Below are 10794 nucleotides of genomic sequence, written 5' to 3'. Positions count from 1 at the left end.
CGTGCCGGCGCTGTACGGGGTGGAGCCGTCCGACCGGGTCTACCAGGGCATGACGATCGCCTTCGACTTCTCCATCGAGGAGATCTGGCCCACCTGGGCTGGGCTCTACGCACCCAGCCGACAGGAGCCGCCCCCCGCGTGGCCGCCCCGCGCTGCGACGAGCGCGCCCATGCTCCAGGACCAATCAGATCTCAAGGGACCAATTAGATGAGGCAAGCAGTGCACTCCTCCTCCACCCCCACCGAGCCGAGAATTACCGCTTTTACGTCGAACCACGTAGTTCAGTTGCCGGACGCCGCCCGGTCGACTCGCGACCGCATCGCCGTCGTCGGCTACGGCTACTGGGGCTCGAAACATGTCCGGGTCCTCAGCAGTACGCCGGCGGTCGACGTCACCATCGTTGACGGCCAGGCTTCCCGCCTCGCCGAGGCGGCCGCGCACTACCCGTCGGCGAGGTTGGCCACAACGCTGGACGACGTCATCGACGAGGTGGACGCCGTCGTCGTCGCCACACCGCCCGGCACCCACGCGCCCATCGCGATACGCGCCCTGGAGGCCGGCCGGCATGTGCTCGTGGAGAAGCCCCTCGCCACCTCGGTCGAGGACGCTGAGCTGCTCGTTGAGACGGCAGCGCGACGCGGGGTCCAGCTGATGGTCGGCCACACCTTCGAGTACAACGCCGCCGTATGGAAACTCCGGGAGCTCGTCCGGTCAGGAGCTCTCGGGCGGATCCTGTACGTGGACACGGCACGGCTGAGCCTGGGCCGGTACCAAAGCGATGTGAATGTGATCTGGGACCTCGCTCCCCACGACATCTCGATCGTGTCCTACGTCCTCGACGAAATGCCGTCCCGCGCGACGGTTTGGGCGCACAGCCACATCAGCCGACAGCAGGCCGACGTGGCTTACCTTCGCTTCGACTTCCCACGCTCGCAGACGCGGGCCTACGTCCACGTGAGCTGGCTGACCCCGAACAAGGTCCGGCAGGTCACCGTGGTCGGCGAGAAGAAGATGGCCGTGTACGACGACATGTCCGACAACGAGCGGATCCGCATCTACGACATCGGCGTCGACGTGCAGGACATCGACAACCCGACCGAAGCGCACGCCCTACCGGTGACCTACCGCACCGGCGACATCGTCTCCCCGTACATCCCCTTCCAGGAACCGCTCCTGCTCCAGGACCAGCACTTCGTCGAGTGCATCCGGACGGGCGCCCGGCCGGCCACCCCGGGCGAACGGGGGTTGGAGGTGGTCCGCGTGCTGGCCGCGACGGACCGGCTCGCGGACGTCGCCGACGAGGAGGTGGTCGCGGGAGCGGACGTGTCCACGGACCCGCCCGGCGCGCCTCCCGTCCACGCCTCCCAGGCGGTCAACGATCACCGAATTTCCCTCTCGCGGTGACCGGATGCCGACCACCACGGCGACGATCCCGTTCCTCGACGTCCAGGGGATCACCGAGCGCGTCCGCGAGGAGCTGGACCGCTCCTGGAGAGACGTCCTCGCCCACGGCCGGTTCATCGGCGGTCCGGAGGTGGAGGCCTTCGAGACGCGGTTCGCCGAGTACTGCGCGAGCGGACACTGTGTCGGGGTCGCGAACGGGACCGACGCGCTCGAGCTGATTCTCGCTGCGCTGGAGATCGGGCCCGGTGACGAGATTATCGTTCCCGCCAACACCTTCGTGGCCACGGTGGAGGCCGTGTGCACCGTGGGCGCCCGCCCCCGAAAAGTTCTTCATGCCGATAAGCGAGGAGCCGAATCACCGCGGGGGCTCACGCCTGTGGATCATCCGCGAGGTCGAGGACTCGCTGCGGCGGCTCCGCACGGACCACATCGACCTGTACCAGGTGCACCGACCCAGCCCCGACACCGACATCGAGGAGACCCTCGGGGCGCTGACCGACCTCGTCCGCCAAGGCAAGGTCCACTACATCGGGTCGTCCTCCTACTCCTACTCCGGCTCGCAGATCGTGGAGGCGCAGTGGGCCTCCCGGGAGCGGCACCTGGAGCGGTTCGTCACAGAGCAGCCCCCGTACTCGATCCTCGTGCGCGGTATCGAGGAGGACGTCCTGCCCACCGCGCAGCGGTACGGCATGGGCACCCTCACCTACAGCCCGCTGGCCGGCGGCTGGCTGTCGGGCCGGTGGCGGAAGGACGCCGCCTCCGCTCCGACATCGAGCGCCCGGCCCAGCGCGAGGTTCGACATGAGCAGCCCCGCCAACCCGCGCAAGCTGGACGTCGTCGAGGAGCTCGCCCAGCTCGCCGAGCAGTCGGGCACGACGCTCGTCGAGATGGCGATCGCGTTCGTCCTCAACCACCCGGGTGTCACGTCGGCGATCGTCGGCCCGCGGACGATGGAGCAACTGGAGTCCTACCTCCCGGCGGCGGAGATTAACCTGCCGACCGAGGTCCTCGACCGCATCGACGAGCTCGTCGCCCCGGGGGTCACCGTGAACCCCGACGACAACAGCTACGGCGCCCACGAGCTCACTCCCGCGGCACGCCGCCGCTGACGGACGGCATGCAGCTGCGGTGGAACGACGGAGACGGGTACGAGGGGCGGCGCCCCAGACCGATTCATCCCGCACTGCCCTCGTCCCGTCCGCCGGGCAATCGCCCGGAGGCCGCCGGCAGTGTGCGGTCAGGCGGGTTGCTGGCCGTGCTCCGCCTCGGTGACGTGCTCGATCCTCAGGCGGTCCTGGCCCTCGCCGAGGCCGTCCCAGATGGCCGGGTGGGTCATGATGTGGTCGGGGGCGGCGCCGTGCCAGTGCTACTCACCGGGCGGGCACCGCACGGCGCCGCCGGAACGGACGACCGTCACGTCCCCCGCCGCGGGACCGGGTCCAGCAGATCCCGTCGGTGACATGCAGGGTCTGTCCGTTGGTGTGCCGGTGCCAGGCGGCCGCCGTTGGACCCACCGCGTTCACGCGGTCGGTGGCGGTCTGAGACTTGCCCGGCGGGCTGGAGGATCACTGGAGACGGGTATCAGCGCGGCAGAAGGGAGCGCGCGGCCGGCTCGTGGCCGACGCAGCCGTGCAAGGCCCTGTCCCCGAGGTTGGCAGGTCTTCGGGCCGACTGTGATGCGCCGGCAAGGTGTGAGCCCCGAGGCTCGCCGGCGTCGGCGCCTTGGAGCAGAGCACGACCTGGCCGAACGATGGGAGCACCGCGTCTGGTGGGGCGACGGCGACACCGGTGAGGGCGTCCGCTCGCTCACCCCACAACCTGCCGCAGATCTCCAGTCCTCCTCCCGTGCCCTGGAGCAGCCGTCACTGGTGATGACTGCATGAGGGCCTGCAGCGCTAGCCTGTGATCATGTCGTCGGCCGAACAGCATCTCGAGGCGCTGGACCTCATCGTCCGCGCTGACGGCTCGGGTGTCGTCGACGCAGCGCAGCTGGCTCGCTGGGGAGTCAAGCCGGGGACGCACCTCAGCGTCGTGCCTGTGACGCCCGCGGCGTCGACGGCGCGCCGGCGCTCCCTCCGCGGAGCTCTCGCGAACGCTTCCGGTTCAGCGCCGAGCTGGGAGGACTTCGAGGCAGCAAGCTCCGCCGTCGCCCGGGAGTCGGCTGAGCGCTACGGTGACGGCGGCGCCTGGGACCTGCCGCGCCGGTGAGGGCCGTAGCCGACACTCACGCGCTGATCTGGTACCTGCTCGACGACCCGGACCGACGACTCTCGTCCGCGGCGCTCGACGCCCTCGAGGAGGCAGCGGCAACCGACGGCGTCGTCGTCTCTGTCGCCTCGGTGGTCGATCTCTGGTACGTCATCCGCACGCGCCAGACGTTCACCGACGACCAGCTGGGCGAGTTCGTCGGACTACTCCACGACCCCAGCTCTCCACTGGAGGCCGCGCCGGTGACCCTGGAGGTCGCAGCCGCGTTCCAGCGGATCCCTCGCGACGCGCTCGGCGATCCGTGGGACCGCTTCATCGGCGCAACCGCGATGGCGCTGGAACTCCCTCTGATCACCCGCGACCGGAAGATGACCGAGCTCGACTTGGTCGAGACGATCTGGTAGCTCCGCCGGGTCAGCCTGAGGTGGCCCACTCGGCGCACGCCTGCGGTGGCACCGGCGAGGGCATCTGGGCCGATGGGCGTCCCCGATTGCTTGTCGAGCGGCGCCCTCGTCGGGTGGGCGTCACGCCCACGAGGCGTTGAAATCTCGATGGTCGTGTGCTCGCCCCAGACCCCTCGGCTGCTCTCCACAACCGCTGCAACGCCGGCTGCAGCAGGTCGGGGGAAGGGTGGGCCGAAGGCCCATCCCGCAGGGACGCGAAGCGCCCTTCCGGCGACCAATGCGGCCGGCACCCTGATGCGGGCGGGGAGCGGCAGAGAGTGGCGACCGTCCAGCTCGCGAAGCGGTTGCAAGAGCGCGGGTCCTCACGGGTTGCGCGTCCGCAGGGTCTCGTGGGTGCGCTGCTGAGTGGGCGGCGTTTTCCATGGGTTTTCCATGGCCTGGCGCAACGGTCCTTGCCAGGTGGCGTACCCATCGAGCCTGTAGTCGCAAGTCAGAGGGGAGATGGAAGTGGGGGAGGTGCGCCATCAGGGACTCGAACCCCGAACCCGCTGATTAAGAGTCAGCTGCTCTGCCAATTGAGCTAATGGCGCGTGTCGTCCGGCTGCACCGGGCGACGGGGGAGAACGATACCAGCGCCCCGGACCCCGCCGACGGGGTGGTCGTGCTGCGCAACGGACGTCTCCGTCCCGGCTCCGACGTGGACACTGGTTGGTCGGTGCAAGCTGTCGTTCCGGGGGACGACGGCCCGGGACGCGGAGGGGATCGCGATGCGGAGGACGTCGGCGCTGGTCACGGCCACGGCACTGGCCGTGCTGGCCGGCTGCCAGGGCAGCGGGGACGGCGGGACGGCGGCCGCGCCGATCACCGCCGCGCCGCCCCCGGTCGCGGTCGAGGTCTCCCCGGCCGACGGGACGACCGACGTCTCGCCCAGGGGGCCGGTGGAGATCTCCGTCACGGACGGCGAGCTGGCCGACGTGAGCGTCGTCGACGGCGCCGGGGCCGAGGTGCCCGGCGCGGTGGCCGACTCGCCGGAGGACCCGGCCGTCGACGTCTGGACGCCGCAGACCCCGCTGGCCTACGGCACCACCTACACGCTGACCGCCACCGCCGAGGGGGAGGCCGCGGAGCCCGCCGAGGCCGCGGCCACCTTCACCACGGTCACCCCGCAGACGCAGCTGACGCCGTCCATCGGCCCGCTGGACCGGCAGACCGTCGGCGTCGGCATGCCGATCCGCGTCTACTTCGACGAGCCGGTCACCGACAAGGCCGCCGTCGAGCGCAACCTGGTGGTGACCAGCTCGACCCCGACCGACGGCGTCTGGCACTGGTTCAGCGACACCGAGGTGCACTTCCGCCCGTCGCAGTACTGGCCGGCCCACACCGACGTCACCCTCGACGCCGACCTCTACGGCGTCGACCTCGGCAACGGCGTCTGGGGCGAGACCGACCGCACGGTCTCCTTCTCCATCGGCGAGCGGCACGTCTCGATCGCCGACGCCGCCACCCACCAGATGGAGGTCTACGACGGCGACCAGCTCGTGCAGACCTTCCCGATGAGCGCCGGCAGCCCGGACAACCCGAGCTACAACGGCGCGCACGTGGTCACCGAGATGAACCGCCACCGGATCATGGACTCCAGCACCTACGGCGTCCCGGTCGACAGCCCCGACGGCTACCGCACGCCGGTCGAGTACGCCGTCCGCATCTCCGACAGCGGCGAGTTCGTGCACGCCGCGCCGTGGTCGGTGGCCCAGCAGGGCCGGGAGAACGTCTCCCACGGCTGCATCAACCTCTCCACCGAGAATGCCCGCTGGTTCTTCCAGTTCTCGCAGCCCGGTGACGTCGTGGAGATCCGCGGCTCCGACGCCGGCACGCTGCGCTCGGACGTCTACGACTGGACCATCCCGCGGGAGGAGTGGACGGCCGGCAGCGCCCTCAGCTGACCGGTTTCCCCGCGCCACGCCCGGGGAATGATCACCGCGTTCCCCGAGCGCGAGGAGAGTGCTGTGGACACCTGGGTGATCGTGCTGATCGTCGTGGTCGTGGTGGCGCTGCTGGCAGCGCTCGCCCTGGCCCTGGCCAAGCGCAACCGCATCAACGGCGCCCGCAAGCGGGAGCAGGCGCGCGACCACCTGCGCGAGGCGCAGCTGCGCGGGGCGCAGGCCGAGAAGGAGCGGGCGGCCGCCGAGGAGCAGGCCGCCCGGGCCCGGCGGGAGCGGGCCGAGGTCGAGGAGCGCACCCGGCTGGCCGAGCAGGAGGCCGAGCAGCGGACGGCGACGGCGCAGGAGCACGCGTCGGCGGCGGAGCAGCTGCGCGCCAAGGCGGAGAAGCTGGCTCCGGGCCTGTCCGACCAGCACGGCCGGCACGCCGACGGCCGGCACGCCGACGGCCGGGCCACCGAGGGGCACGCGACCGACGCGGCCGGCCCCGACCAGTCCGCCGGCGGCGCCACCCGCCGCTGAGTTCCGGCCCCTCGGACGGTCTGACCTCCGAGGGGCCGACCGACGCCCCGTCGATCCCGGAGGGGCGCCATGACCGACCTGCTCGCCATCGGCACGCGCAAGGGCCTGTGGCTGGCCCGCAGTGACGACGACCGCCGCACCTGGACGCTGGGCGAGCCACACCTGCTCGCCCAGGAGGTCGCGGCGGTCTCGATCGACACCCGCGGTCCGACCCCGCGGGTGCTCGCCGGCATCCAGTACGGCCACTGGGGCCCGACGGTGATGTGGTCCGACGACCTCGGCGCGAGCTGGCAGGAGACCGACACCGGCGCCATCCGGTTCCCGGAGGACACCGGCGCGGCGCTCGCCCGCGTCTGGCAGCTGCGGCCCGACGGCGCCGACCGGCGCGGTGTCGTGTGGGCCGGCTGCGAGCCGCACTCGCTGTGGCGCAGCACCGACGGCGGCTGCAGCTTCGACCTCGTCCGCGGCCTGTGGGACCACCCGCACCGGCCCACCTGGCAACCCGGCGGCGGGGGAGGAGCGGTGCACACCGTGCTGCCCGACCCCGCGTCGGACCGGGTGACCGTCGCGATGAGCACCGGCGGGGTCTACGTCAGCGAGGACGGCGGCGGGGCGTGGGCGCCGCGCAACTCCGGCATCAGCGCCGTCTTCCTGCCCGAGCCCGCGCCGGAGTACGGCCAGTGCGTGCACAAGGTCGCCGTCGACGCGGCCGGTCCGGACCGGATGTACGCGCAGAACCACTTCGGCGTCTTCCGCTCCGACGACGCGGGGCGGTCCTGGACGTCGATCGCCGCGGGCCTGCCCGCCGACTTCGGCTTCCCGGTCGTCGCCTCGCCGTCCACCCCCGGCACCGCCTGGGTGGTGCCGCTGGTGGCGGACATGCAGCGCGTGCCGCCGGGCGGCCGGCTGCGCGTGCACCGCACCCGGGACGCCGGGGAGACCTGGGCGGAACTGGGGGCGGGCCTGCCGGACCGGTTCTGGGCGGCGGTCATGCGGGACGGGTTCTGCGCCGACGAGGGCGTCCCGACCGGGCTCTACGTCGGCACCCGGGACGGCTGCGTCTACGCCAGCGCCGACGAGGGGGACACCTTCACCCTGGTCGCCGACCACCTGCCCGACGTGCTCGTCGTCCGCGCCGCCCGGATCTGACCATGGCTGTCCAGGTGGTGCTGCCCGGCGTCCTGGCCGACCTGGCCGGCGGGGCCAAGCACCTCGAGGTCGAGCCGGGCGGCGGCACGCTCGCCGACCTGCTCGACACACTGGCCGCCGTCCACCCGGCGCTGGGCCGCCGGATCCGGGACGAGTCCGGCGCGGTGCGGCGCTTCATCAACGTCTACGTGGACGGCGACGACGTCCGGTTCGCCGGTGGACTGGACACGCCGGTGCCCGACGGCGCGGTCGTCCAGGTGCTGCCGTCGGTGGCCGGCGGGTGAGTCAGAGGACGGCGAGCGTGGCGCACTCCGCGCACAGCTGCGAGCTGTCGTGGTCCTCCGGCGGCCACACGGCCTGCTCGTCCACCGCGACGTAGGCGCCGCACAGCGCCTTGCGGCTGCGGCCGGTCACCCGGCCGATCGTCGCGTGGGCCGGACCGATCTGCCGGGGGACGAGGCCCTCCGCGCTGCCTACCGAGCCGACCATCACGACGGCGTGAGCGGTCCCGTAGGAGTAGGCGAGAGTCATGCCCCCAGGGTCACCAGTGGGGCCGGGCCGGGCCAGCACCGGGGGAGCGCGTGTCCGGTGCACCCGTCACAGCCGTCGCTGCCGCCACAGGGGTGCGGCGCGGGATCCGCACGGGTCCCGACTCAACACCTCCGGACCGGCAGCCGAAGAGGCGTCGTGACACCACTCAGTTGAGTGCCGCGCATCCCGACGACGGCCGGGGCGGCTTCTGGGCGGCCGTCCCCCGGGGTGCCCAGCTCGACGCCCGCAGCTTCGCCGCCCACCACCGCGTGACCACGGCCGTGCTCGTCGCCCACGTGCCCGCGCTGACGCTCATCGGCCTGGTCCGCGGTGTGGGCGGGTGGCTGCTGTGGGGCCAGCTCGCCGTGATCGCCGTCCTGGTGGTGCTCGGCGTCGTCCTGCGCGGCCAGGTGGCCCGTGCGAGCGCGGTGGGCCTGGGCCTGATGATCGGTGCCGACGTCCTGGTGCACGTGGGCGGCGGCCTCACCGACCTGCACATCTGGTTCTACGCGCTGCTGCCGCTGGTCGCGCTGTACCAGATGTGGACGCCGTTCCTGGTGGCCGTCGGCTTCGTCGCCGTCCACCACGCGGCGGCGGGCATCTGGGTCCCCGAGTCGGTCTTCTCCCCGCACGCGCACGACGACCCGCTGGCCTTCGTCGCGCTGCACGCCGTCTTCGTGCTCATCGAGGCGACGTTCCTCGCCTACGGCTGGAAGTTCGCCGAGCGACTGGACCGCGATCGGCGCGCGCAGCAGCGGATGGCCGAGGAGCAGCAGGTCGCGCAGGCGCGTGCGGAGCTCGAGCTCGCCGAGGAGCGGGCGCGGGCCGCCGACGAGGCCGCCCGGCAGGCCCAGGAGCGGGGAGGAGCGTGCCGTCCGGCTCGGCGAGCGCATCTCCGGCCTGGTGGACGCCGGACGCCGGACGCCGGCTGGACGGCAACGTCGCCACGGCCACCGAGGTGATGGAGGGGCTGCGCTCGGCGATCGCCGAGATCGCCGCCGCGGCCAGCGGTGCGAGCACCACCGCCCACGAGGCGAGCGCGCAGTCGCGCACCGGCGCGGAGACCGTCGACCGGCTGGCCGGGACCATGGCCGAGATCGACCAGATCGCCGGCAGCATCTCGGCGATCGCCGACCAGACCAACCTGCTCGCGCTCAACGCCACCATCGAGTCGGCCCGCGCCGGCGAGGCGGGCAAGGGCTTCGCCGTCGTCGCCGGGGAGGTCAAGGACCTCGCGCTGGAGACCGCCCAGGCGACCCAGCGGATCCGCACCGTCGTGGACGCCGTGCGGCACGAGGTGGACACCGCCGGGACCGCGCTGGGCAGCGTCCAGTACATCATCCGCGGCGTCGTGGACGCGCAGAGCACGATCGCGGCCGCGGTCGAGGAGCAGAGCGCGGCCACCGCCCAGGCGCAGGAGCGATCGCCGGCGCCTCGCACGAGGCCGCCTCCATGGCCGCCGACCTGCAGCGGATCGTCGCCGGCGAGCGCTGACCGCGCGGCCCGTGTTCCGGCGACGTCGAGGGCGCGCTGGAGGTCAGCGATCTCCTGGTACTGCCCGCTCCGCCCGCCGTGGGACCAGCCCGCGGTGAGCGCCGTTGCGCCGGTCATCGGCCGCGCCCGGTGGCTGATGGGCGTAGGGCAGGCTAGCGTCGGGACAGGTCGAAGACGCGGCCATCTCCCGCAGTGCTGCGGGCGCCGGTTCTCCCTGCTCGCTGCCGGCGGCCATGCTCGTCCGCCGAGGTGATCGTGGTGGCCCTGCATCCCGTCCTCCCGACCGGGCCGCAGCCCGGCGACGTCCCGGAGCTCTCTGCCCATCTCGATCTCGTCACCGGCCGCGTCGAGCTGGTGGGGCGGCTCGACCGCGCGACCGCGCACCTGCTCCACGACGCCGTCTCGGCGCTGCTGGTGACCACCTGTGCGCAGTGGACCATCGACGTCAACCGGGCGACCGTGGGGGACCACCACGGTCTGCGGGCCATCGCCGCCGCCTATCGCCGGGCCGGCCGGCACCACCGGCAGCTGGTCCTCCTGGGGGCCTCTGCCACCGTCCGGCGTGCCGCGCTGCAGCTCGGCGGCAGCGAGCACGCGGTCGCTTCCGGCCAGGTCTGCCCGAACTGACAACGTGTCGAGAAAGGGTTCAGGAAGCTCGTGCTGGCTGCCAGGGACGGCGGCCGGGAGCCGGTGCAAGGCGGCGGGCCATCAGCCCGATCATGGCCCACTTGATCATCGCTTCGGAGTGGGCGGGCAGCCGTTCGTAGTCCCGGCTCATCCGGCGATGGCCGGTGATCCAGGCGTGCGTGCGCTCGACCACCCAGCGGCGCGGCAGCGGCACGAAGCCCTGCTGGCCGACCAGCTTGGCCACCACCTGCACCAGGATGCGCAGCGCCTTCGAGGCGAAGTCCTGGGTGCGGCGGCTGTAGGCGGCATCGGCCCAGACCAGCACCAGGGAGGGCATGGCCATCTTGGCCCGGTCCAGCACCCGGATGCCGCCGTCGCGGTCTTGCACGCTGGCCGCGGTCACCAGCACGACGATGAGCAGCCCCAGGGTGTCGACCACCAGATGCCGCTTGCGGCCGTTGACCTTCTTGCCGGCGTCATAGCCGCGCGAGCCCTTGCCGACCGTCGACGCGCCG

Annotated in this window: 14 protein-coding genes, 1 tRNA gene and 1 pseudogene; 13 read left to right on the top strand and 3 right to left on the bottom strand. The window is 72.4% G+C overall.

What is annotated here, in order from left to right; translation table 11 throughout:
* The 6 genes and pseudogenes from CNO22_RS29355 to CNO22_RS21945 all read left to right on the top strand — a co-directional run.
* The coding region (locus tag CNO22_RS29355; RefSeq protein ID WP_232807249.1) for a hypothetical protein at positions 1–211 on the top strand (211 nt) is incomplete at its 5' end.
* Positions 208–1404 (top strand): Gfo/Idh/MocA family protein, encoded by a 1197-nt coding sequence (locus tag CNO22_RS21965; RefSeq protein ID WP_100501366.1) that lies wholly within the window; start codon positions 208–210, stop codon positions 1402–1404. The genes CNO22_RS29355 and CNO22_RS21965, both read left to right, overlap by 4 nt.
* Before the next feature lie 4 nt (positions 1405–1408).
* Positions 1409–1714, top strand: a pseudogene (locus tag CNO22_RS30200) (DegT/DnrJ/EryC1/StrS family aminotransferase); the annotation flags it as partial.
* Between the two features lie 22 nt (positions 1715–1736).
* Complete coding sequence (locus CNO22_RS21955; protein WP_198588508.1) at positions 1737–2513, top strand: aldo/keto reductase; 777 nt, start codon at positions 1737–1739, stop codon at positions 2511–2513.
* 799 nt (positions 2514–3312) lie between these two features.
* The gene (locus tag CNO22_RS21950) at positions 3313–3612 is read left to right on the top strand and encodes a hypothetical protein (protein ID WP_157937065.1); all 300 of its coding nucleotides are present in this window, start codon (positions 3313–3315) and stop codon (positions 3610–3612) included.
* A complete protein-coding gene (locus CNO22_RS21945) occupies positions 3609–4016 on the top strand; it encodes a type II toxin-antitoxin system VapC family toxin (RefSeq protein WP_157937064.1) in 408 nt (135 codons plus the stop codon). The genes CNO22_RS21950 and CNO22_RS21945 overlap by 4 nt, the downstream gene beginning before the upstream one ends.
* Before the next feature lie 517 nt (positions 4017–4533).
* On the opposite strand, the gene CNO22_RS21940 is transcribed toward CNO22_RS21945, so the two are convergent.
* Positions 4534–4606, bottom strand: a tRNA-Lys gene (locus tag CNO22_RS21940).
* A gap of 177 nt (positions 4607–4783) precedes the next feature.
* Between CNO22_RS21940 and CNO22_RS21935 the strand changes: the two genes are divergently transcribed.
* The 4 genes from CNO22_RS21935 to CNO22_RS21920 all read left to right on the top strand — a co-directional run bounded on the left by CNO22_RS21935 (position 4784) and on the right by CNO22_RS21920 (position 7911).
* Complete coding sequence (locus CNO22_RS21935) at positions 4784–5959, top strand: L,D-transpeptidase (protein WP_100501363.1); 1176 nt, start codon at positions 4784–4786, stop codon at positions 5957–5959.
* A 27-nt stretch (positions 5960–5986) separates the two neighbouring features.
* Positions 5987–6478, top strand: coding sequence for a hypothetical protein (locus CNO22_RS21930; protein WP_232807248.1), 492 nt, complete (start codon positions 5987–5989; stop codon positions 6476–6478).
* Between the two features lie 69 nt (positions 6479–6547).
* Positions 6548–7627: a WD40/YVTN/BNR-like repeat-containing protein gene (locus CNO22_RS21925; RefSeq protein WP_100501361.1), complete on the top strand. Its 1080-nt coding sequence runs from the start codon at positions 6548–6550 to the stop codon at positions 7625–7627.
* Positions 7628–7629: 2 nt separating this feature from the next.
* Positions 7630–7911 carry a ubiquitin-like small modifier protein 1 gene (locus CNO22_RS21920; protein ID WP_100501360.1) on the top strand — a complete coding sequence of 94 codons (282 nt, stop codon included), beginning with the start codon at positions 7630–7632 and terminating at the stop codon, positions 7909–7911.
* Between the two features lies 1 nt (position 7912).
* On the opposite strand, the gene CNO22_RS21915 is transcribed toward CNO22_RS21920, so the two are convergent.
* A complete protein-coding gene (locus tag CNO22_RS21915) occupies positions 7913–8158 on the bottom strand; it encodes a hypothetical protein (protein ID WP_100501359.1) in 246 nt (81 codons plus the stop codon).
* 170 nt (positions 8159–8328) lie between these two features.
* On the opposite strand from CNO22_RS21915, the gene CNO22_RS21910 reads away from it, so the two are divergent.
* Genes CNO22_RS21910 through CNO22_RS21900 form a run of 3 tightly spaced genes read left to right on the top strand, consistent with a single transcriptional unit; the run spans position 8329 to position 10279 of the window.
* Positions 8329–9120, top strand: coding sequence for a hypothetical protein (locus CNO22_RS21910; RefSeq protein ID WP_100501358.1), 792 nt, complete (start codon positions 8329–8331; stop codon positions 9118–9120).
* Positions 9120–9905: a methyl-accepting chemotaxis protein gene (locus tag CNO22_RS29800; RefSeq protein ID WP_100501368.1), complete on the top strand. Its 786-nt coding sequence runs from the start codon at positions 9120–9122 to the stop codon at positions 9903–9905. Before CNO22_RS21910 ends, CNO22_RS29800 begins: the two co-directional genes overlap by 1 nt.
* A 5-nt stretch (positions 9906–9910) precedes the next feature.
* Positions 9911–10279 carry an STAS domain-containing protein gene (locus CNO22_RS21900; protein WP_157937063.1) on the top strand — a complete coding sequence of 123 codons (369 nt, stop codon included), beginning with the start codon at positions 9911–9913 and terminating at the stop codon, positions 10277–10279.
* Between the two features lie 19 nt (positions 10280–10298).
* Here the strand turns inward: CNO22_RS21900 and CNO22_RS21895 are convergent.
* Positions 10299–10794 (bottom strand): transposase (locus tag CNO22_RS21895; protein WP_157936980.1); only part of this gene is annotated, 496 nt, incomplete at its 5' end.

Origin of the sequence: Geodermatophilus chilensis (assembly GCF_002802985.1) — a bacterium.
In the GTDB taxonomy this organism is placed as follows: Bacteria; Actinomycetota; Actinomycetes; order Mycobacteriales; family Geodermatophilaceae; genus Geodermatophilus; species Geodermatophilus chilensis.
The sequence above is the reverse complement of the archived record's forward strand: the minus strand, read 5'-3'. Positions and strand labels throughout refer to the sequence as shown.